Here is a 20,923-nt window from a genome sequence, read left to right as displayed (position 1 = left end):
GAACCAGGGAATGCCGGTATCAAAAACCGGTGCCTTACCGCTTGGCGATACCCCAATACCGTCGCGGTGACCCGCAAATATCGAAGAAATATGGCTGGGGTACCTGGATTCGAACCAGGGAATGCCGGTATCAAAAACCGGTGCCTTACCGCTTGGCGATACCCCATCCGTACAACGCTGACTGGTGAATGGTGCGGGAGGCGAGACTTGAACTCGCACACCTTGCGGCGCCAGAACCTAAATCTGGTGCGTCTACCAATTTCGCCACTCCCGCAAAAAAAGATGGTGGCTACGACGGGATTCGAACCTGTGACCCCATCATTATGAGTGATGTGCTCTAACCAGCTGAGCTACGTAGCCATCTTTTTTTCGCGTAACCTTATCGGCGTTGCGGGGCGCATTATGCGTATTGGGCCTGCGAGCGTCAACCTCTTTTTCAAGGAAAATCGTTGTAATGTGACTGTTTGGTTAGGTTGCGAACAGCTCGCTGCAATAATCGGCAATTATTGGTTATTTATCGTTTTTCAGCGGCATAATTCCCGCAAAAAGAAAACGGACCCCGGAGGGTCCGTTTCGCGTTTCAACGCCTGTCAGGGCTTATTTATAGGCCGACTGGTGGACGCCTACCGCGCGGCCTGACGGATCGTTCATGGTTTTGAATGCTTCATCCCACTCAATGGCTTTAGCAGAAGAGCAGGCCACCGACGGACCGCCAGGAACACACTCCGCCGCGCTTGGCAGCGGGAACAGCTCTTCGAAGATCTCGCGGTACAGATAGCCTTCTTTGGAGGTCGGCGTGTTGTACGGGAAGCGGAAGCTTGCGGTTTCCAGCTGCTGGTCGCTGATCTGTTTCGCGGCCACTTCTTTCAGCGTATCGATCCAGCTGTAGCCGACGCCGTCAGAGAACTGCTCTTTCTGGCGCCAGGCAACGCTGGCCGGCAGATAGGATTCAAAGCATTCGCGCAGCACGTGTTTTTCCATTTTGCCGTTGCCGCACATCTTATCCTGCGGGTTGATGCGCATCGCCACGTCGAGGAACTTCTTGTCAAGGAACGGTACGCGGGCTTCCACGCCCCAGGCGGACATCGCTTTGTTGGCGCGGGCGCAGTCAAACATATGCAGCGCCTGCAGCTTACGTACCGTCTCTTCGTGCAGTTCTTTGGCGTTCGGCGCCTTATGGAAGTAGAGGTAGCCGCCGAACACTTCGTCCGAGCCTTCGCCGGAAAGCACCATTTTGATGCCCATGGCTTTAATTTTCCGCGACATCAGGTACATCGGCGTCGAAGCGCGAATAGTGGTCACATCGTAGGTTTCGATGTGATAGATAACGTCGCGGATCGCATCCAGCCCTTCCTGGACGGTAAAGTGAATTTCATGGTGCACGGTGCCGAGGTGGTTAGCCACTTCCTGCGCCGCTTTCAGGTCAGGAGAGCCTTCCAGACCGACCGCGAAGGAGTGCAGCTGCGGCCACCAGGCTTCGCTACGCTCCTGATCTTCAACGCGACGGGCGGCAAATTTCTTGGTGATGGCGGAGATGACCGAAGAATCAAGGCCGCCGGAGAGCAGCACGCCGTAGGGGACGTCGGACATCAGATGGCTTTTCACCGACTCTTCCAGTGCCTGGCGCAGCTCGTTCTTATCGGTAACGTTGTCTTTTACCGCGTCGTAATCGAACCAGTCGCGCTGATAGTACTGGCGAATTTCACCGTCTTTGCTCCACAGGTAGCTCCCCGCCGGGAACTCTTTAATGGTGCGGCACACCGGCACCAGGGCTTTCATTTCAGAGGCGACATAGAAGTTGCCGTGTTCGTCATGGCCCATATACAGCGGGATAATGCCGATATGGTCGCGGCCGATTAAGTACGCGTCTTTTTCGCTGTCGTACAGGGCGAAGGCGAACATCCCCTGCAGGTCGTCGAGGAACGCCGGGCCTTTTTCCTGATACAGCGCGAGGATCACTTCGCAGTCGGAGCCGGTCTGGAACTGATAGCGGTCGCCATATTCCGCGCGCAGCGCCTGATGGTTGTAGATTTCGCCGTTAACGGCCAGCGCATGGTTTTTTTCGGCGTTGTACAGCGGCTGAGCGCCGGCGTTGACATCGACAATCGACAGGCGCTCGTGCGCCAGAATCGCTTTGTCGCTGGCATACACGCCAGACCAGTCCGGACCGCGATGGCGCATCAGGCGGGAAAGCTCCAGCGCCTTTTTACGCAGCTCGCCTGCGTCAGTTTTAATATCCAGTACGCCAAAAATAGAACACATAGCCTTCTCCATTACCCTGTCGTGTTTGATGTTGTGCTGGCTTCGTCTCGTGGCGAAGCCTGAGTGCGTGCTTAAGAAAATGCCGTAAAGGGGGAGCAGGCGCAAGGGTTTTACGGCCGGAAAAAGAAAAAACGCAACTGCGATTGTTGAATAGTAAAAAAAGAGTATCTTTTGAACGGCTTCATTGAAGAATACGCAATTTTAAGCCGTTTTTATTAGATATGGTACTTTTGGCAGGCGTCAAAAATGAACAACCACGTCCTGAGACGTGGCTGACATTAGAAAATATCGATTTCCGCGACGGAGGGGTAGATCCACGACGGGCGGAACGGCATGCTGTCGATGTCGTCGAGGGTTGAGACTCCGGAGAGCACCAGAATGGTCTCCAGCCCCGCCTGGAAGCCAGCAAGAATGTCGGTACGCAGATTGTCGCCGACAATCACCGTCTGTTCGGAGTGGGCCTGCATTTTGTTCAGCGCTGAGCGGATGATCCACGGGCTGGGTTTACCGACGTAAAACGGCTTACGGCCGGAGATCTTCTCGATCCCGGCGCACAGGGCGCCGCAGGCCGGGTAGAAGCCGCGACCGTGAGTATCCGGGTTAGTGGCAATGAAGCGGGCGCCATTGGCGACAAAGAAGGCCGCCTTATGCATCATCTCCCAGTTAAAGGAGCGGGTTTCCCCGACGATGACAAAATCCGGGTTGACGTCGGTAATGGTAAAGCCGGCTTTGTACAGCTCGTGGATCAGCGCCCCTTCACCCACCACATAGGCTTTCTTACCTTCCTGGCGGCGCAGAAAATCGGCCGTCGCCATCGCCGAGGTGTAGAAGGCGCTATCCGGAACCTCAATCCCGGCGGTGGCGAAACGGTTCGCCAGATCCTGGCCGGTTTGCGACGGGTAGTTGGTCAGCATCACCAGCGGCATGCCTTTCTCGAGGATGCGCTTGATAAACTCGGCAGCGCCGGGAACGGCGACGTTATCGTGCATCAGCACACCGTCAATATCACAAATTATGTTTTGAATGGTCATGGTGGGTCCAGAATCATTATCAAAGACGAAACTATACGCGTCATTGATGAGGTTTCACACCTCTGACGGGCGATGCCCGCCAACGACAGAGCGACGCGCTTATCAATAAAGGGGGGCGGTTAGCTCTCAAGCAAGCGCTGCAGCAGCGTGCCATTGAGCATGGCGCGTTTGACCAGCGCGAAGGCGCCAATCGCTGAGCGATGATCGAGGGTGGAGCGCACCACAGGCAGGTTCTTACGAAACGCCTTCAGCGCCTGGGCGTTAATGCAGCCCTCAATGGCCGGGAGCAGCACTTTCTCGGCTTCCACAATTTCGCCGGCGATGACGATTTTTTGTGGATTGAACAGGTTGATGGCGATGGCGATCGTTTTTCCGAGGTGACGCCCTACGTACTCGACCACTTCGCAGGCCAGGGCATCGCCTTTGTTGGCCGCTTTGCAGATGGTTTTGATGGTGCAGTCATCGAGGGTCAGACGGCTCTGATAGCCCTGCTCCAGCAGGTGGCGAACGCGATGTTCGATGGCGGCATTAGCTGCGACGGTCTCCAGACAGCCAAAGTTGCCGCAGTGGCAGCGCTCGCCCAGCGGGTCGACCTGAATATGGCCGATTTCGCCGACGTTGCCGTTACGGCCGATAAAAATGCGTCCGTTGGAGATGATCCCTGCCCCGGTGCCGCGGTGCACGCGCACCAGAATGGAGTCTTCGCAATCCTGGCTTGCGCCAAAATAGTGCTCGGCCAGCGCCAGGCTGCGGATATCGTGTCCGACAAAGCAGGTAACGTTGAAGCGTTTTTCCAGCGCCCCGACCAGGCCCCAGTTTTCCACCGCAATGTGCGGCATATAGCGGATCACCCCGCTTTCCGGATCCACCAGCCCCGGCAGGATCACCGAGATGGCGATCAGCTCGCGAATTTTGCGCTGACAGTTTTCAATAAAAGTGGCGATGATATTCAGCAGGGCGTGTTCCAGCGTTTCCTGGGTGCGCTCGGGCAGCGGGAAATGCTCCTCTTCCAGGGTCTTGCTGCTTAAATCATAGAGGGTGAGAGTGGCGTCATAGCGGCCAAGGCGCACGCCAATGGCGTTGAAGTTGCGCGTCTCCGCAATGATGGAGATGGCGCGGCGCCCCCCGGTGGAGGCCTGCTGATCGACTTCTTTGATCAGGCCGCGCTCAATAAGCTGACGCGTGATTTTGGTCACGCTGGCAGGGGCAAGCTGGCTTTGTTCCGCGATCTGAATGCGCGAGATAGGCCCATGCTGGTCAATCAGGCGGTACACGGCCGCGCTGTTCAGTTGTTTTACGAGGTCAACGTTACCAATTTGAGCTTGTCCGCCTGCTGTCATACTTTTACTTACTCAGTGACGACCTCGTTACCATTAACGATGGTCTTGGTGATTTTATAATCGCGTGTAAAGGCGGTCAGGTTAGCGACCATACCCGGCGCAATACTGCCGAGCTGCTTGTCCACACCAATGGCGCGCGCGGGATAGAGCGTCGCCATGCGCAATACTTCGTCCAGCGCCACACCGCAATGCTCAACCAGATTACGTACCCCTTCAATCATGGTCAGGGAAGATCCGCTGAGGGTGCCGTTTTCATCTACGCACAGCCCGTTGCGGTAGTATATTGTTTTCCCGGCAAAAATGAACTGGTCAATATTCGCCCCCGCCGGCGCGGTGGCGTCGGTGACCAGGCACAGTTTGTCGCCTTTCAGGCGCTTGGCGTTGCGCACGTTGGCGTAATCGACGTGCATCCCGTCGACAATAATACCGCAGTAGACATCCGGCTCGTCAAAAATCGCCCCGGCCAGACCCGGTTCGCGGCCAGTAATGTACGGCATTGCATTATACAGGTGGGTGGCGAAGGTAATGCCTGCGCGGAAGCCCACTTTCGCCTCTTTCAGCGTGGCGTTGGAGTGGCCCGCGGAGACGACGATCCCGGCGGCGACCAGTTTGCGGATCACTTCCGGCTCAACGCGCTCAGGGGCGAGGGTCACTTTGGTGATCACATCGGCGTTGTCGCACAGGAAATCGACCAGCGCCGCGTCCGGTTTACGCACATAGTCCGGGTTGTGGGTGCCTTTCTTGACGATATTCAGCCACGGTCCTTCAAGATGCAGACCCAGCGCCTGGTTCGGGTGCTTTTGCAGGTATTCGCGCATCACGCGCACGCCTTGCTTCATCAGATCGTCGCTGGAGGTAATCAGCGTCGGCAGGAAGCTGGTGCAGCCTGAGCGTTCGTTGGCCTTCTGCATGATCTCCAGCGTGTCGACAGTGACCGCGTCAGGGCTGTCGTTAAACTGTACGCCGCCGCAGCCGTTGAGCTGGACGTCGATAAAACCGGGGGCGAGGATGGCGCCGTTGACTGAGCGCTGCTCGATGTCAGACGGCAAATCTGCCAGCGGACAAAGACGTTCGATAAGGCCATTAGCGATAACAACCGCATGGTCATCAAGAATTTCATGACCGGTATAAACCCGGCCCTGGGTTAATGCATACATTACGACCCCCGGTATATACGCCTCATCAGGCCCGGGTACGTTCGTTTGCCGCCGGCATGATGATGCATACAAAGAAAAAGATGGTCCCGCGCAAATCGCGGGACACGACTACATTACAGACCTTTAATATTTTCAGCTTCTAATTCGTTGAAATATTTCAGTGTCTTCACTTTCAGCTCCATGGTAGACGGTTCGTCACAGACGATCACCGCCTTCGGATGCAGCTGCAGACAGGTAATGGTCCACATGTGGTTGACGTTACCTTCTACCGCCGCCTGCAGCGCCAGCGCTTTCTGATGGCCCAGCACCAGAATCATTACCTCTTCTGCGTCCAGCAGGGTGCCCACGCCGACGGTTAGCGCATATTTCGGCACCAGATCCACGTCGCCGTCGAAGAAGCGGGAGTTCGCCACGCGGGTTTCATGGGTCAGGGTCTTAATACGGGTACGAGACGCCAGAGAGGAGGCCGGTTCGTTAAACGCGATGTGACCATCGTTGCCCACGCCGCCCATGAACAAGTGGATTTTACCGTAGGAACGAATTTTTTCTTCATAGCGACGGCATTCCGCATCGATGTCCGGCGCGTTACCATTCAGCAAGTTGATATTTTCTGCCGGAATATCAACGTGGTCAAAGAAATTACGGTGCATGAAGCTATGATAGCTTTCCGGATGCTCTTTCGGCAGGCCAACGTATTCATCCATGTTGAAGGTGACGACGTGTTTGAAGCTAACCTGGCCTGCTTTATGCATTTCAACCAGCGCCTTGTAGGCGGTGAGTGGGGTGCCGCCGGTCGGCAGTCCCAGGACGAACGGACGGTCCGCGGTTGGTTTAAATGCATTAATGCGGTTAACGATATGGCGGGCAGCCCATTTACCGACCTGCTCAGCGGTTACCAGGGGGATCAGTCTCATTCTTCACCTCTATAGTTAAAGTAGATTCTGGCGGATTGGCGCCAGCACTCTGAGGAGAGTATTGCAGCAACTGCGCCGACCGGGGTCAATCCGTGTTGATTTTTTGAATGATAAAATAAGTTTTCGATGTTAGCCAGTATAAGGGAGGGGGAAATACGATATTTGGTGATAATTATCACAAAAAATACCCGTTTAATTTGCGATACGAATTAATTTTTCACACACTTTGCCGGTAAGTGATAAAACCGACCTTGTTACACAATAAAAAAGTGGCTTTGAAAATGAGCCTCATCGGGGTCTCATAGGGGGAATAAGATGAATATTTTAGGTTTCTTTCAGCGGCTGGGTAGGGCGTTACAGCTCCCTATCGCAGTGCTGCCGGTCGCAGCATTGCTGCTGCGTTTCGGGCAACCAGACCTGTTGAATGTACCCTTCATCGCGCAAGCGGGTGGGGCTATCTTCGACAACCTGGCGCTGATCTTTGCTATCGGTGTGGCGTCAAGCTGGTCCAAGGATAACGCCGGTTCTGCGGCGCTGGCTGGGGCAGTAGGTTATTTCGTGATGACCAAAGCGATGGTCACCATCAATCCGGAAATTAACATGGGCGTACTGGCCGGTATCATTACCGGTCTGGTAGCTGGGGCGGTGTACAACCGCTGGGCCGGCATCAAGCTGCCGGACTTCCTGAGCTTCTTTGGCGGCAAACGCTTCGTGCCGATCGCCACCGGCTTCTTCTGTCTGATTCTCGCGGCGATCTTCGGCTACGTCTGGCCGCCGGTGCAGCACGCTATCCATGCGGGCGGCGAGTGGATCGTTTCCGCAGGGGCACTGGGTTCCGGTATCTTCGGTTTTATCAACCGTCTGCTGATCCCGACCGGCCTGCATCAGGTGCTGAACACCATCGCCTGGTTCCAGATTGGTGAGTTTACTAACGCCGCAGGCGCCGTGTTCCACGGCGACATCAACCGCTTCTACGCCGGCGACGGCACCGCGGGGATGTTCATGTCCGGCTTCTTCCCAATCATGATGTTTGGTCTGCCGGGCGCGGCGCTGGCGATGTATCTGGCCGCTCCGAAAGCGCGTCGTCCAATGGTGGGCGGTATGCTGCTGTCTGTTGCCATCACCGCGTTCCTGACCGGGGTAACCGAGCCGCTGGAATTCCTGTTCATGTTCCTGGCTCCGCTGCTGTACCTCCTGCACGCGGTACTGACCGGTATCAGTCTGTTCATCGCAACGGCGCTGGGCATTCATGCGGGCTTCTCCTTCTCCGCCGGCGCCATTGACTACGTGCTGATGTACAGCCTGCCGGCCGCCAGCAAAAACGTCTGGATGCTGCTGGTGATGGGCGTGGTCTTCTTCTTCGTCTACTTCCTGCTGTTCAGCGCGGTGATCCGCATGTTCAACCTGAAAACACCGGGTCGTGAAGACAAAGCCGCTGACGTGGTAACGGAAGAAGCCAACAGCAACACTGAAGAAGGCCTGACCCAGCTGGCGACCAGCTATATCGCCGCGGTGGGCGGAACGGACAACCTGAAAGCGATTGACGCCTGTATCACCCGTCTGCGTCTGACCGTGGGCGATTCGGCGAAAGTGAACGACGCCGCCTGTAAACGTCTCGGCGCATCCGGGGTGGTGAAGCTGAATAAGCAAACCATCCAGGTTATCGTCGGCGCGAAGGCAGAGTCCATCGGCGATGAGATGAAAAAAGTGGTTACCCGCGGCCCGGTAGCGGCAACCGCACCGGCTGGCAACGTCGCCTCCGCAGCGCCAGCGGCTAAACCGCAGGCGGTAGCGAACGCGAAGACCGTTGAGTCGCTGGTTTCGCCGATTACCGGTGACGTGGTGGCCCTCGAGCAGGTGCCGGACGAAGCCTTCGCCAGCAAAGCCGTCGGCGACGGTATCGCGGTGAAACCGACCAGCAACATCGTGGTGGCCCCGGCCGCCGGTACCGTGGTGAAAATTTTCAACACTAACCACGCGTTCTGCCTCGAAACCAACAACGGTGCGGAAATCGTCGTCCACATGGGTATCGACACCGTGGCGCTGGAAGGCAAGGGCTTCAAACGTCTGGTTGAAGAGGGCACGGACGTGAAGGCGGGCGAGCCGATTCTGGAAATGGATCTGGACTTCCTCAACGCCAACGCGCGCTCGATGATTAGCCCGGTAGTCTGCAGCAATAGCGATGACTACAGCGCGCTGGTGATACTGGCGAGCGGTAAGGTCGTAGCCGGCCAGACGCCGCTGTATGAGATTAAAGGCAAGTAAGGCTCCTGAGTCGAGTTTATGCCTCAGCGGCGAAGGGAAACCTTCGCCGCTTTTTTTTCCAGCAATCGGCCCCATAATCCTCTTCTGATACCTATTTTACGTAACTAATAGTTGTCACTACGCCCTGCTTGTAAGATCATGTGCCGTTATACGTTGTTTACGCTTTGAGGAACCCGTGATGAGTGAGGCAGAAGCCCGCCCGACTAACTTTATCCGTCAGATCATTGATGAAGATCTGGCTACCGGTAAGCACACCACCGTTCACACCCGCTTCCCGCCGGAGCCGAACGGTTATCTGCACATTGGCCATGCGAAATCCATCTGCCTGAACTTCGGCATCGCCCAGGATTATCAGGGCCAATGCAACCTGCGTTTCGATGACACCAACCCGGTGAAAGAAGATATCGAATACGTGGAGTCGATTAAAAACGACGTGCAGTGGTTAGGTTTCCACTGGTCCGGGGACGTTTGCTACTCGTCTGATTACTTTGATCAGCTGCATCAGTATGCGGTTGAGCTGATTAACAAAGGCCTGGCCTACGTTGATGAACTCTCTCCTGATGAGATCCGCGAATACCGCGGCACCCTGAAAGCGCCGGGTAAAAACAGCCCGTATCGCGACCGCAGCGTGGAAGAAAACCTGGCGCTGTTCGAAAAAATGCGCAGCGGCGGCTTCGAAGAGGGCAAGGCCTGCCTGCGCGCGAAGATCGATATGGCGTCGCCGTTCATCGTGATGCGCGATCCGGTGCTGTACCGCATTAAGTTCGCTGAGCATCATCAGACCGGCAACAAGTGGTGCATCTACCCGATGTACGACTTCACCCACTGCATCAGCGATGCGCTGGAAGGCATTACCCACTCGCTGTGTACCCTGGAGTTCCAGGACAACCGTCGTCTGTACGACTGGGTGCTGGACAACATCAGCATCCCGGTTCACCCGCGCCAGTACGAATTCTCGCGCCTGAATCTCGAATACACCGTGATGTCCAAGCGTAAGCTGAACCAGCTGGTGACTGAGAAGCACGTGGAGGGCTGGGACGATCCGCGGATGCCGACCATCTCCGGTCTGCGTCGTCGCGGCTACACCGCCGAATCCATCCGCGAATTCTGCAAGCGTATCGGCGTGACCAAGCAGGACAACACCATTGAGATGGCGTCGCTGGAGTCCTGCATTCGCGAAGATCTCAACGAAAACGCGCCGCGCGCGATGGCGGTGATCGATCCGGTGAAACTGGTTATCGAGAACTACCCGCAGGGCGAAAGCGAAATGGTGGCGATGCCGAACCATCCGAACAAGCCGGAGATGGGCAGCCGCGAAGTGCCGTTCAGCGCGGAAATCTGGATCGACCGCGCGGACTTCCGTGAAGAAGCCAACAAGCAGTACAAGCGTCTGGTGCTGGGCAAAGAAGTGCGTCTGCGCAACGCCTACGTCATCAAAGCGGAACGCGTGGAGAAAGATGCCGAAGGCAATATCACTACTATCTTCTGCACCTACGATGCCGACACCCTGAGCAAAGATCCGGCTGACGGCCGCAAGGTCAAAGGCGTGATCCACTGGGTGAGCGCGGCGCATGCGCTGCCGGTAGAGATCCGTCTCTACGATCGCCTGTTCAGCGTACCAAACCCGGGCGCAGCGGAGGATTTCCTCGCGGTGATCAATCCGGAATCGCTGGTGATCAAACAGGGTTACGCGGAGCCGAGCCTGGCGCAGGCGGAAGCCGGTAAAGCTTACCAGTTTGAGCGTGAAGGTTACTTCTGCCTCGACAGCCGCTATGCAACCGCAACCAGTCTGGTGTTTAACCGCACCGTCGGTCTGCGCGATACCTGGGCGAAAGCGGGCGAATAACATTTTCCCTACCGTCAAAGCGCCGCACTCTGCGGCGCTTTTTTTGTTTCAGAATCAGCCAATTACTCTTTTTATTTTCGCGAAGCGAATTAATTCTGTTTCGCTCCGGAAATAAATAACGCTTCTGATGTTTCCTGTCTCATATAAAAAACCAATGTAATCGCTTTCAGTCTTCGCATTTTTCCCTGATTTAGCAATGACTTCCATGACAAAATCATCAGAGATAAGACTGTAACAAAACGACATAAATTATGTGCGCTTTGTCATAATCTTAAGCTTTGCCTCACGAAAAACATTGATAATTCGCGTCACGAAAAATAGTCTATCTACAGTGGTTTCGCGGCCTTTTTCGCCGCCCCACATTTTGCAGTTTTATTTATTTTTTAGCGAATGACCTCTGGTCTTCGCCTTTTAAAACGTCAAAGAGGATATGCACATGCGTACGTTTAGTGGCAAACGTAGTACGCTGGCGCTGGCTATTGCCGCCGTCACCGCGATGTCGGGCTGGGTTGTGATTCCGCAGGCCAGCGCAGCAGGCTTTATCGATGATTCTACTTTAACCGGCGGTATCTATTACTGGCAGCGTGAGCGTGACCGTAAAGATGTGACCGACGGCGATAAATACAAAACCAACCTTTCCCACTCCACCTGGAACGCCAACCTGGACTTCCAGTCCGGCTATGCCGCCGATATGTTTGGCCTTGATATTGCGGCGTTTACCGCGATTGAAATGGCGGAGAACGGCGACAGCGGCCACCCGAACGAAATCGCCTTCTCGTCGCGCAACAAAGCCTATGACGAAGACTACTCCGGCGATAAGAGCGGCATCAGCCTGTATAAAGCCGCCGCGAAATTCAAATACGGTCCGGCGTGGGCGCGCGCGGGCTACATCCAGCCAACCGGTCAGACCCTGCTGGCGCCGCACTGGAGCTTCATGCCGGGGACCTATCAGGGGGCGGAAGCCGGGGCCAACTTCGACTATGGCACCGCGGGCGCGTTAAGTTTTTCCTACATGTGGACGAACGAGTATAAAGCGCCATGGCATATCGAAATGGATGATTTCTACCAGAACGATAAGAAGACCAAAGTTGATTATCTTCACTCCGTCGGCGCCAAATATGATTTCAAAAACGACCTGGTGCTGGAGGCGGCATTTGGTCAGGCTCAGGGCTATATCGATCAGTACTTTGCTAAAGCCAGCTACAAATTTGACGTCGCCGGCGCGCCGTTGAGCACCAGCTACCAGTTCTACGGCACTCGCGATAAGGTCAGCAACGGCGGGGTCAACGACATCTATGACGGCACCGCATGGCTGCAGGCGTTAACCTTTGGCTATAAAGTAGCGGATGTGCTGGATCTGCGTCTGGAAGGGACCTGGGTGAAGGCCGATGGCCAGCAGGGCTACTTCCTGCAGCGTATGACCCCGACCTACGCCTCCTCCAACGGTCGTCTCGATATCTGGTGGGATAACCGCTCCGACTTCAACGCCAACGGCGAAAAAGCAGTCTTCTTCGGCGCGATGTATGACATGAAAAACTGGGATATGCCGGGCTGGGCGTTTGGCGCGTCTTATGTGTACGCCTGGGATGCGAAGCCTGGCAGAATGGCTTCTCCGGATGCGTACTATGACCCTGACTATCGCCTGAAAGAGTCGGCCTATAGCCTCGATGCCATGTATACCGTGCAGGAAGGCCGGGCGAAGGGCACGCTGTTTAAACTGCACTTTACCCAGTACGACAACCATTCCGATATTCCGAGCTGGAGCGGCGGCTACGGCAACATCTTCCAGGATGAGCGCGACGTGAAGTTCATGGTTATCGCCCCGTTCACCATTTTCTAATGCCTGCGCGGCGGGCATGAGCCTGCCGCACCTCTGGGAGAACGACAATGAAAAAAATGCTGCTTATTGCCATGATGGCATCGGCTCTGGTGGCCTGCACCACGTCCCCGGCTCCGAAAGAAGACACCAAACTGAAAGATGCCTATAGCGCTTGTATTAATACGGCGGAAGGCAATCCGGACAAGATTGAAGCCTGCCAGAGCGTACTGAATGTTCTGAAAGAGGATAAACAGCACCAGCAGTTTGCTAACCAGGAGAGCGTCCGGGTGCTGGATTATCAGCAGTGTATCCAGGCTACCCGCACCGGCAACGATCAGGCGGTGAAAGCGCGCTGCGACCAGATCTGGAAGGAGATCCGCAGCAATAATACGACCCATTAAGCCAGACGGCAGCGGCAAACGGGCGGAGCATATCTCCGCCCGTTTGCTTTATTAGCGCTGACTCTCCGCCGGCTGATAGCCGCGACTCAGGCGCACAAACAGCAGCGCGGTGGCGATGAAGCCGCACAGTGCAGCGCACATCAGCCACCATCCCGGCGCGCTTTTATCGCCGGTAAGCTCGACCAGGGCAGTGGAGATAGCCGGCGTCAGGCCGCCGAAGATAGCGGTGGCGAGGCTGAAGGCCAACGAAAAGCCCACGGTGCGGACATAAACCGGCATCACTTCGGTGAGCGCCGCCACCATCGCGCCGTTATACATGCCAAAGAAGAACGAGAACCACAGCAGGACCAGCGTCATGCGGGTGAAATCCGGCGCGGCGGTGAGCCAGTGCATCACCGGCCAGGTGGTGAGCAGCGCCAGCACGGTAATTCCCATCAGCACCGGGCGACGACCGATCCGGTCAGAGATGGCTCCGCCAATCGGCAACCAGATAAAGTTGGAGATGCCCACCAGCATGGTTACCAGCAGGCTGTCGCGGGCGCTGAGGTGCAGCACCGCTCTGCCGTAGGTTGGTGTATAGACGGTAATAAAGTAAAACGTGGTGGTGGTCATCGCCACCAGCAGGGTCCCCGCGGTAATAATGCGCCAGTTCCTCGCGATGGTGGTCAGGATCTCTTTGGTATCCGGGCGATGTTTACGCTGCAGGAATTCCTCGGTTTCCTGCAGTGAGCGGCGCAGCACGAAAATCAGCGGAATGATCAGGCAGCCAATAAAGAAGGGGATGCGCCAGCCCCAGGCGGCGATCTCCTCATGTTCCAGCGTGGCGTTCAGCGCATAGCCGATCAGCGCCGCCATGATGATAGCCACCTGCTGGCTGGCGGACTGCCAGCTGGTATAGAAGCCTTTATTGCCCGGCGTGGCGATTTCAGAGAGATAGACCGACACTCCGCCAAGCTCGACGCCCGCCGAGAACCCCTGCAGCAGACGGCCCACTAACACGAGGATCGGCGCCAGCACACCGATAGTCTGATAGCCAGGGACCAGGGCGATGAGTAGCGTCCCGCAGCCCATGATCGCCAGGGTGACCATCAGCCCTTTGCGGCGACCGATTCTGTCGATATAGGCGCCGAGCACCACCGCGCCGATGGGACGCATCAGGAAGCCCGAGCCAAATACCGCAAAGGTGAGCATCAGCGCCGCGAACTCGCTCTCCGCCGGAAAGAAGGTGCGGGCGATATAGGTGGCGTAAAAGCCAAACAGGAAGAAGTCGAACTGTTCGAGAAAATTACCGCTGGTCACGCGGAGGATAGCGCCGACGGTGCCGGCGCGGGTGGGTTGTTGGGTCATAGGGGGTGCTCTCCATTGTCTTTATCTTGTTGTTATCGGGTGCAGAAGGGGTAGGTCAGTCGCCGGCGACGCCCACCTGTTTTCCGCGGCGTTTCTCAATCGCCCACTTGAGTAACGCCGCACAGCGATAAAATCCGTGGGCAAATTTTCCATACGGCAGGGTTAAGAACAGGGCCATCACCACCCCGAGGTGGATGGCGAGCAGGATGCCCATCCACGAGGTATCCCGCCCCGCCAGCAGCGCCAGGCCAGTGAAGCTGGTCAGCAGCAGCAGCAGAATAAATCCGCGATCCATCGGCTTCTGCCGCGCGTCGCCGTGCAGCGGCGAGCGGCGCAGGTTCAGCCACAGCAGGCCCGCCGGGCCGACCAGCAGGCCGATGCCGCCGAGGGTGCCGAGCAGCACCGGCAGGCTGAAGAACGGGTAGGGGGCTTCCCGGCCGGCGATATAGTGATAGCCCGTGGCCACCACGGTGGCGGCGAAGCAGAGCATAAAACCGTAGAAGGTGCAGTGGTGGAATCGGCGGCGCAGCAGGGTGAAGGCGTCATCGGCTTCGTTGCAGCCTTTCCCGTGCCCGCCGTCGAGATATTTCAGCGTCAGCGCGTCATGGGATGCCTTCGCGATATCAATCGGTTGCGGCTGGCCAGGGGAGATCTCGCGCCAGAAGCGGATCACCCCGGTCATCAGTAAGCCAATCGCCAGCACAAAGACCGAGCCAAACATCCACGCCAGCAGGTTATGGGGGAATATCTGGTAGAAGTCGCCCGCCAGCGGCGGATGAAGCAGCGAGCCTTTGAGCCCCATCGCCAGCAGCAGAAAGATAATCAGGCCGCCAACCAGCGCCAGCACGGTGGTCATGCCGGCCCGGCGGTACAGGCTGCCAAAGGCGGCGGGCTGGGCGTAGTGTTGATAGGTCTCGAGCCGGACTTCGGCCATCGCCTTCGGCACGTTAATGGCGAACTCGTGCGGTGGCGCGTACTGGCAGGCGTGCAGGCAAGCGCCGCAGTTATGGCACAGGTTAGCCAGATAGTTGATATCCGCCTTGCCAAAGGCCAGGCGCTGGGTCATCGCCGGGAACACGGCGCAAAACCCTTCGCAGTAGCGGCAGGCGTTACACACCTGCATCACCCGTTCGACTTCCGCTTCCGGTTCGGTGATGATCTGCGCGTCAATGATCAGCTTTTCAAGCGACTTCATGGCGTTTCTCCTGCTGTGCCGCCCGGGCGGCTTGCTGGCCGGCGATACGGCCGAAGGTGGTGCCGATCGACATCCCAACGCCGGCGGTGTAGCCCTTGCCCAGCACGTTGCCAGCCATCATTTCCCCGGCGACGAAGAGATTACGGCTGGGTTGACCGGCGAAATGGACGGCGGCGGTGTCGTCGACGTATAGCCCGAGGTAGGTGAAGGTGATCCCCGGACGCAGGGCGTAGCCGTAGTAAGGCGGCGTATCGATGGGGCGCGCCCAGTGAGTTTTCGCCGGCGTGAGGCCAGAGGTCGCGCAGTTATCCAGGCGGGTGTGATCGAACTGGCCCGGCGCGCAGGCGGCATTATAGTCGGCGATGGTTTGCGCTAAACGTTCGCCGTCAAGCCCCAGCTGGCGGGCCAGTTCCGCGATGGTATTGGCCTGAGCGCCGGGAAAGACCGGGGGCATAAAGTGGCCGATGGCTTTGCTGTCGATGATCGAGTAGCCGATCTGGCCGGGCTGGTGGGCGACCAGTCGGCCCCAGATGGCGTAGCGTTTAGGCCAGAAATCTTCCCCTTCATCATAAAAGCGCACGGCATCGCGGTTGACCACCACCCCCAGCGAAACGCAGTCGACGCGGGTGCAGATCCCGCCGTCATAGAGCGGCGCCCGGGCGTCAATGGCGACGCAGTGGGACTGAGAAGGATCGCCGATGATATCGGCCCCAGCGTCGATCATAAACTTGAGCAGCACCCCCTGGTTGAAGCGCGTGCCGCGGATGAGAAAGTTATCGGCGGGCCATTCGCCGCGGTCATTTTGCCCCCAGGCCTCGCGCAGCCACTCGCGGTTGGATTCAAATCCGCCGGCGGCGAGAACGCAGCTTTTCGCGACAATCCGTTCCTCGCCCGCCAGCGCGGCGACAAATTCACCGTTGCGCAGCTCCAGGGCCTGCACCGGCGTGTTGTAGCGGATCTGCACCCCCATCTGCTCTGCGCTGCGGTAATAGGCATTGACCAGCGCTTTGCCGCCGCCCATAAAAAAGGCGTTGGTGCGGGCCACGTGCAGGGCGCCGGAGAGCGGCGGCTGAAAGTTAACCCCGTGCTGGCGCATCCAGTCCCGGCACTGGGATGAGGTGCGGATCACCAGCCGGGCCAGCGCTTCGTTGGTGTTCCCTTCGGTGACGCGCAGCAGATCCTGCCAGTACTCCTCTTCCGGGTAGCTGTCGACCAGCACGTCCTGTGGCGCATCGTGCATACAGCGCAGGTTACGCGTGTGCTGCGAGTTGCCGCCTCGCCACTCCCGCGGCGCCGCCTCCAGCAGCAGCACCGAGGCGCCGGCTTCCCGGGCGGTTAAGGCGGCGCATAGCGCGGCATTGCCGCCGCCAATGACCAGTACATCCACCATCATCGGTTCCCTTGTAATTTAATTAATTGTTAAATTTGTAATGGGAATGTAGGCGGTAACGGCGGCAGGGCGCTATGGCGTAGCGCTAAAGAGGGGTTTAGTTAACGTAAAGGGTAGCACCTGGCCAGCGATCGGACTCCACCAGCTGGCGCATGACTTTGCTCAGTATTACCCTTGCCGCAAGGCCTGCCGGGGTGAGCTCATCATCCGACAGGCTGACCAGAAAGTTGGGGCGGCTGAGGACCGGATTAGCGATGCCGATCACCCTCAGCGCCTGATGGTCGAGATGGGAAATGGCGGCCCCGGGCTGCAGGGTGGCGCCCAGCCCGCTGCGCACGGCCTGCATCAGCAGGGCCAGACCGTCAATGTCCGCCACCACCTCAACGCTGAGGTTGTGCTGCTGGCAAACCGCCTCCAGCCTGCCGCGCAGGCCGTGGCCCTGGCTTGGCATAATCAGCGGCAGGGTGGTGAGCTGGTCAGGGGAAACAGGGTCATCCGGCAGCGAGGCCAACAGCGCATGGGTGCCAATCAGGAACAGGCGCTCTTCGAGCACCGGTCTGGCGCTCCAGCGCAGGATCTTCTCCTGCTGGAAGACGATGGCTAAATCCAGCTGGCGGGTGTTGATCATCCGCTCCAGATTCCCGGAGAGGCTTTCCACCAGGTGCAGGCGGACGTCGGGGTAGCTCTCGCGCATCGCGTTGATGAACGGAACGCCAAGAACGGAGGCGGTACTGGGGGCCATGCCGACGCTGACGTGGCCCGACAGCCGCGCCTCGCGGGCGGCGAGGATGGCATCATCGGCATGACGCAGCGCCAGCTGCGCCTGTGAGTAGAAAGCGAGGCCCGCGCTGGTGGGCGTCACGCCGCGGGAGGTCCGCTGCAGGAGGCGAATGGCCAGCTCATTTTCCAGACGCGCGATCTGCTGGCTGAGCGCCGAGACGCCGATATTCAGATCGAGCGCGGCGCGGCCCATGCTGCCGGTTTCAACAATGCGCGTAAAATAGCGTAGCTGGCGAAGTTCCATATCAACTCTCCGGACAAAGCGGGGACTCGCGAGGGGCGCCGCCGGGACGTGAGCGGGAAGCGCGGCAGAAGCGCCCATAAAAAAGCCAACCGGCAGGTTGGCTTTTCAGAGCAGGCGAAGCGGGGAATTACTTTTCCACCGCGTCGTGGGCGTGTTCGTCCTCGCGGCAATCACCTTCCGCACAGTGGCCGTACAGATACAGACTGTGGTTGGTCAGGCGGATGCCGTGACGGGAAGCGATTTCACGCTGGCGCGCTTCGATAGAGTCATCACTGAATTCGATCACTTTGCCGCAGTCGAGGCAGATCAGGTGATCGTGGTGATGCTGCTGAGTCAGTTCGAAAACGGATTTACCGCCTTCAAAATTATGACGAGTCACGATACCGGCGTCATCAAACTGGTTGAGGACGCGGTAAACGGTCGCCAGACCAATCTCTTCGCCCATGTCGATCAGGCGTTTATATAAGTCTTCCGCACTGACATGATGGTTATCCGGTTCCTGCAGCACTTCAAGGATTTTCAGTCGAGGAAGTGTGACTTTCAGGCCAGCCTTCTTTAATGCGGTATTGTTGTCAGTCATGCGGAATCTGTCCTGTTGCTAAACGATCTACTTCCTTCAACGGAAGTCATACAGAAATTAACCCGACGTAATGCGTCTCATTATAGAACTGCCACTGGTAAATGAAAACTGCAAGTATCGGGCCTGGTTTGCTGTCAAAAACGAGGCACCAGCTACAAACTGCGTCACGTGCCTCGTAGAATCAGAGGACATTGTACAGATATGTGATTAAAAGTTAAAAACTTGTAGCTATTAGTTTGATTGCTTTTGTCTATTAATGCGACGCAACTCAATGATTGCGCCGCTTAATCATCAGGCGTTTTTGATTTCTTCGAGGTGCAGCTCTTCGGCCACCTGCCTCACCCACTTCTCAACGCGCTCGTTGGTCAGCTCCGGCTGGCGGTCTTCATCAATGGCGAGGCCGACGAAGTGGTCGTCATCCGCCAGGCCTTTAGAGGCCTCGAAGTGATAGCCGGCAGTCGGCCAGTGGCCAACGATGGTCGCGCCGCGTGGCTCAATGATGTCGCGGATGGTGCCCAGCGCATCGCAGAAGTACTCTGCGTAGTCTTCCTGGTCGCCGCAGCCGAACAGCGCCACCAGTTTGCCGTTAAAGTCGATCTCTTCCAGCGTCGGGAAGAAGTCGTCCCAGTCACACTGCGCTTCACCGTAGTACCAGGTCGGGATGCCGAGCAGCAGGATGTCGTGGGCTTCCAGATCTTCTTTGCTGCTTTTGGCAATGTCGTGAACATCAGCAACATCTTTACCAAGCTGCTTTTGAATCATTTTTGCAATATTTTCGGTGTTGCCGGTGTCGCTGCCAAAAAAGATGCCGATGATTGCCATGAGTAAAATAACCTCTTGAAACTTAAATGATGTGGTAGGGACGCGATGCCCACAGATAACGGCAATCATAGCAGAACAGGCAAGGGCGCGGAAACAGCAATCACGCCCGACTGCACACTCTGCTACATGAATGCGGATTTTTCGCGGAAAGTTAGAGTTTTCCCTGGCTGCGCAGGGCGGTTAATTGCGTCATCAGCATCTCTTCAATGAGATCGCTGCGGCTCATATTACGCGCTTCCGCCAGTTCGTTAAGCGCATCGACCGCGTCGGCGTTGAGCTTTAGCTCCACGCGCTTCAGCCCGCGCACTTTATCGCGTTTCAGCTGATTACGTTTGTTGATGCGCAGTTGTTCATCGCGCGACAGCGGATTGGTTTTCGGTCTTCCCGGGCGACGCTCGTTTGCGAACAAATCTAATGTCGTACGGTCCGTTTGTTCTTTTGCCATGATTCTGAGTGACTTCGGGGAAACAAGCTGCCGGGCTCTAGCCGGCGCAGATAGCGCGCCATCATACATCAGGCGAACGGCTGCGCCAACGACCGCGGGCATTCTGCGGCGCGGTCGGGCATATTTTAGCCAATCAGGCGGCTATGCTCGTCAGATAGCGGCGGATCGCGCGCAACACCGCCTCGGGTTTCTCGGCATGGACCCAATGTCCGGCGCCGGCGATGACGTGGGCCCGAGCCTGCGGGAACTGGGCCAGCAGTGGGTCGCGGTAGGCGTCGGTCACATAGGGGGAGTTGCCGCCGGGAATAAACTGCGTTGGGTGCGGCCAGGCCGGGATGGTTTCCCAGCCGACGATATGCGGATACTGGTCCCACAGCACCGGGACGTTGAAGCGCCAGTCGCCGTCGACGAAAGATTTCAACAGGAACTGAATCACGCCCTCTTCCTGCAGATGCTCGCGCATCACCTGTGCCGCCTGCTGGCGAGTGCTGGCGGCGGATTCGCTGACGGCGCGGATAGCGGCGAAGATCTCATCATGGCGGCGAACGTGATAATCCACCGGCGCGATATCAATAGCCACCAGACCGCTGATGCGCTCCGGGGCCAGGGCGGTCAACGCCATCACCGCTTTGCCGCCCATCGAATGGCCGATAAAGGTGGCCCGTTCAATCTGATGTGCATCGAGCGTGTCGAGCAGATCCTGCGCCATCGCGGGGTAGGTCATCTCTGGCGACCGCGGCGACAAACCGTGGTTGCGCATATCGACCTGCAGAATATCGTGGTCGGCGATCAGGTCGCGGGCGAGGATGCCCAGGTTGTCCAGGCTGCCAAACAGACCATGGACCAGCACGATCGGGGAGTGGTTGTGCGGATTCTGTGCAGATTGCGCTCGGCTATTTAATTTCATGGCAAAGTTCTTTTTTTCGCTCCGTCGGGTTAGGGTATTATGTTGGACATTCTGCCATCCGGCTGCAAGACCCAGAAGTTTTCTGAGTTTTACCGCCATCCTGGTTTGACGCTATCCGCGGTTGGGATTTGTACTTATAATCCCAACGATTTGTATTCAGAAAAGATATCGCACTGGA

Annotated in this window: 17 protein-coding genes, 3 tRNA genes and 1 pseudogene; 4 read left to right on the top strand and 17 right to left on the bottom strand. The window is 57.3% G+C overall.

Translation table 11 applies throughout. The annotated features are described in order from the left end of the window. Positions 1-91: 91 nt before the first annotated feature. The 8 genes from ABLV64_RS17265 to nagB all read right to left on the bottom strand — a co-directional run bounded on the left by ABLV64_RS17265 (position 92) and on the right by nagB (position 6,704). A tRNA-Gln gene (locus ABLV64_RS17265) sits at positions 92-166 on the bottom strand. Between the two features lie 23 nt (positions 167-189). Then, a tRNA-Leu gene (locus ABLV64_RS17260) sits at positions 190-274 on the bottom strand. 9 nt (positions 275-283) lie between these two features. Next, positions 284-360: transfer RNA gene (locus tag ABLV64_RS17255), tRNA-Met, on the bottom strand. Positions 361-597: 237 nt separating this feature from the next. Continuing rightward, positions 598-2,262, bottom strand: coding sequence for an asparagine synthase B (asnB, locus tag ABLV64_RS17250; protein WP_102006650.1), 1,665 nt, complete (start codon positions 2,260-2,262; stop codon positions 598-600). Between the two features lie 278 nt (positions 2,263-2,540). Continuing rightward, positions 2,541-3,293: an HAD-IIA family hydrolase gene (locus ABLV64_RS17245; RefSeq protein WP_004885918.1), complete on the bottom strand. Its 753-nt coding sequence runs from the start codon at positions 3,291-3,293 to the stop codon at positions 2,541-2,543. Positions 3,294-3,412: 119 nt separating this feature from the next. Then, on the bottom strand, positions 3,413-4,633 hold the full coding sequence (locus tag ABLV64_RS17240) for an N-acetylglucosamine repressor (protein ID WP_004885919.1): 1,221 nt from the start codon (positions 4,631-4,633) through the stop codon (positions 3,413-3,415). A gap of 8 nt (positions 4,634-4,641) precedes the next feature. Beyond that, positions 4,642-5,790 carry an N-acetylglucosamine-6-phosphate deacetylase gene (gene nagA, locus ABLV64_RS17235; protein ID WP_004885928.1) on the bottom strand — a complete coding sequence of 383 codons (1,149 nt, stop codon included), beginning with the start codon at positions 5,788-5,790 and terminating at the stop codon, positions 4,642-4,644. Between the two features lie 113 nt (positions 5,791-5,903). Further along, the gene (nagB, locus tag ABLV64_RS17230; RefSeq protein ID WP_002894749.1) at positions 5,904-6,704 is read right to left on the bottom strand and encodes a glucosamine-6-phosphate deaminase; all 801 of its coding nucleotides are present in this window, start codon (positions 6,702-6,704) and stop codon (positions 5,904-5,906) included. A gap of 315 nt (positions 6,705-7,019) precedes the next feature. Between nagB and nagE the strand changes: the two genes are divergently transcribed. Then, positions 7,020-8,969 carry a PTS N-acetyl glucosamine transporter subunit IIABC gene (nagE, locus tag ABLV64_RS17225; RefSeq protein WP_065696720.1) on the top strand — a complete coding sequence of 650 codons (1,950 nt, stop codon included), beginning with the start codon at positions 7,020-7,022 and terminating at the stop codon, positions 8,967-8,969. Positions 8,970-9,147: 178 nt separating this feature from the next. Further along, positions 9,148-10,815: a glutamine--tRNA ligase gene (gene glnS / locus ABLV64_RS17220; RefSeq protein WP_004885933.1), complete on the top strand. Its 1,668-nt coding sequence runs from the start codon at positions 9,148-9,150 to the stop codon at positions 10,813-10,815. A gap of 54 nt (positions 10,816-10,869) precedes the next feature. Here the strand turns inward: glnS and ABLV64_RS17215 are convergent. After that, positions 10,870-11,178, bottom strand: a pseudogene (locus ABLV64_RS17215) (methionine synthase). 73 nt (positions 11,179-11,251) lie between these two features. Here ABLV64_RS17215 and chiP point away from each other — a divergent pair. Further along, the gene (gene chiP / locus ABLV64_RS17210) at positions 11,252-12,655 is read left to right on the top strand and encodes a chitoporin (RefSeq protein WP_004885937.1); all 1,404 of its coding nucleotides are present in this window, start codon (positions 11,252-11,254) and stop codon (positions 12,653-12,655) included. A 47-nt stretch (positions 12,656-12,702) separates the two neighbouring features. Beyond that, the gene (gene chiQ / locus ABLV64_RS17205) at positions 12,703-13,035 is read left to right on the top strand and encodes a ChiQ/YbfN family lipoprotein (RefSeq protein ID WP_023288851.1); all 333 of its coding nucleotides are present in this window, start codon (positions 12,703-12,705) and stop codon (positions 13,033-13,035) included. 51 nt (positions 13,036-13,086) lie between these two features. On the opposite strand, the gene ABLV64_RS17200 is transcribed toward chiQ, so the two are convergent. From ABLV64_RS17200 to ybfF, 8 genes are all read right to left on the bottom strand, one after another. After that, on the bottom strand, positions 13,087-14,382 hold the full coding sequence (locus tag ABLV64_RS17200) for an MFS transporter (protein WP_004885943.1): 1,296 nt from the start codon (positions 14,380-14,382) through the stop codon (positions 13,087-13,089). Between the two features lie 55 nt (positions 14,383-14,437). After that, a complete protein-coding gene (tcuB, locus tag ABLV64_RS17195; RefSeq protein WP_004885947.1) occupies positions 14,438-15,577 on the bottom strand; it encodes a tricarballylate utilization 4Fe-4S protein TcuB in 1,140 nt (379 codons plus the stop codon). Next, positions 15,564-16,967: an FAD-dependent tricarballylate dehydrogenase TcuA gene (tcuA, locus tag ABLV64_RS17190; protein WP_049116015.1), complete on the bottom strand. Its 1,404-nt coding sequence runs from the start codon at positions 16,965-16,967 to the stop codon at positions 15,564-15,566. The genes tcuB and tcuA overlap by 14 nt, the downstream gene beginning before the upstream one ends. Before the next feature lie 97 nt (positions 16,968-17,064). Beyond that, a complete protein-coding gene (gene tcuR / locus ABLV64_RS17185) occupies positions 17,065-17,991 on the bottom strand; it encodes a tricarballylate utilization LysR family transcriptional regulator TcuR (protein WP_004885949.1) in 927 nt (308 codons plus the stop codon). 127 nt (positions 17,992-18,118) lie between these two features. After that, a complete protein-coding gene (gene fur / locus ABLV64_RS17180) occupies positions 18,119-18,571 on the bottom strand; it encodes a ferric iron uptake transcriptional regulator (RefSeq protein WP_004885952.1) in 453 nt (150 codons plus the stop codon). A 291-nt stretch (positions 18,572-18,862) separates the two neighbouring features. After that, positions 18,863-19,393 (bottom strand): flavodoxin FldA, encoded by a 531-nt coding sequence (gene fldA, locus ABLV64_RS17175; protein WP_348843416.1) that lies wholly within the window; start codon positions 19,391-19,393, stop codon positions 18,863-18,865. Between the two features lie 151 nt (positions 19,394-19,544). Beyond that, positions 19,545-19,838, bottom strand: coding sequence for a LexA regulated protein (gene ybfE / locus ABLV64_RS17170; protein ID WP_004885954.1), 294 nt, complete (start codon positions 19,836-19,838; stop codon positions 19,545-19,547). A 133-nt stretch (positions 19,839-19,971) separates the two neighbouring features. Next, the gene (ybfF, locus tag ABLV64_RS17165) at positions 19,972-20,745 is read right to left on the bottom strand and encodes an esterase (RefSeq protein ID WP_065696723.1); all 774 of its coding nucleotides are present in this window, start codon (positions 20,743-20,745) and stop codon (positions 19,972-19,974) included. Positions 20,746-20,923 lie beyond the last annotated feature (178 nt).

Origin of the sequence: Klebsiella sp. JB_Kp031 (assembly GCF_040064295.1) — a bacterium.
GTDB classification, from domain to species: Bacteria; Pseudomonadota; Gammaproteobacteria; order Enterobacterales; family Enterobacteriaceae; genus Klebsiella; species Klebsiella quasipneumoniae.
Note: the sequence above shows the minus strand (reverse complement) of the source record. Positions and strands in the feature narration are given on the sequence as shown.

Excerpts from the sequence above, each read along its gene's own strand:
- nagE (WP_065696720.1), top strand. The coding sequence starts at position 7,020 with ATGAATATTTTAGGTTTCTTTCAGCGGCTGGGTAGGGCGTTACAGCTC.
- ybfF (WP_065696723.1), bottom strand. The coding sequence starts at position 20,745 with ATGAAATTAAATAGCCGAGCGCAATCTGCACAGAATCCGCACAACCAC.
- ABLV64_RS17240 (WP_004885919.1), bottom strand. The coding sequence starts at position 4,633 with ATGACAGCAGGCGGACAAGCTCAAATTGGTAACGTTGACCTCGTAAAA.
- glnS (WP_004885933.1), top strand. The coding sequence starts at position 9,148 with ATGAGTGAGGCAGAAGCCCGCCCGACTAACTTTATCCGTCAGATCATT.
- chiP (WP_004885937.1), top strand. The coding sequence starts at position 11,252 with ATGCGTACGTTTAGTGGCAAACGTAGTACGCTGGCGCTGGCTATTGCC.
- tcuR (WP_004885949.1), bottom strand. The coding sequence starts at position 17,991 with ATGGAACTTCGCCAGCTACGCTATTTTACGCGCATTGTTGAAACCGGC.
- chiQ (WP_023288851.1), top strand. The coding sequence starts at position 12,703 with ATGAAAAAAATGCTGCTTATTGCCATGATGGCATCGGCTCTGGTGGCC.
- nagB (WP_002894749.1), bottom strand. The coding sequence starts at position 6,704 with ATGAGACTGATCCCCCTGGTAACCGCTGAGCAGGTCGGTAAATGGGCT.
- asnB (WP_102006650.1), bottom strand. The coding sequence starts at position 2,262 with ATGTGTTCTATTTTTGGCGTACTGGATATTAAAACTGACGCAGGCGAG.
- ybfE (WP_004885954.1), bottom strand. The coding sequence starts at position 19,838 with ATGGCAAAAGAACAAACGGACCGTACGACATTAGATTTGTTCGCAAAC.
- fur (WP_004885952.1), bottom strand. The coding sequence starts at position 18,571 with ATGACTGACAACAATACCGCATTAAAGAAGGCTGGCCTGAAAGTCACA.
- tcuA (WP_049116015.1), bottom strand. The coding sequence starts at position 16,967 with ATGGTGGATGTACTGGTCATTGGCGGCGGCAATGCCGCGCTATGCGCC.
- ABLV64_RS17200 (WP_004885943.1), bottom strand. The coding sequence starts at position 14,382 with ATGACCCAACAACCCACCCGCGCCGGCACCGTCGGCGCTATCCTCCGC.
- tcuB (WP_004885947.1), bottom strand. The coding sequence starts at position 15,577 with ATGAAGTCGCTTGAAAAGCTGATCATTGACGCGCAGATCATCACCGAA.
- ABLV64_RS17245 (WP_004885918.1), bottom strand. The coding sequence starts at position 3,293 with ATGACCATTCAAAACATAATTTGTGATATTGACGGTGTGCTGATGCAC.
- nagA (WP_004885928.1), bottom strand. The coding sequence starts at position 5,790 with ATGTATGCATTAACCCAGGGCCGGGTTTATACCGGTCATGAAATTCTT.
- fldA (WP_348843416.1), bottom strand. The coding sequence starts at position 19,393 with ATGGCAATCATCGGCATCTTTTTTGGCAGCGACACCGGCAACACCGAA.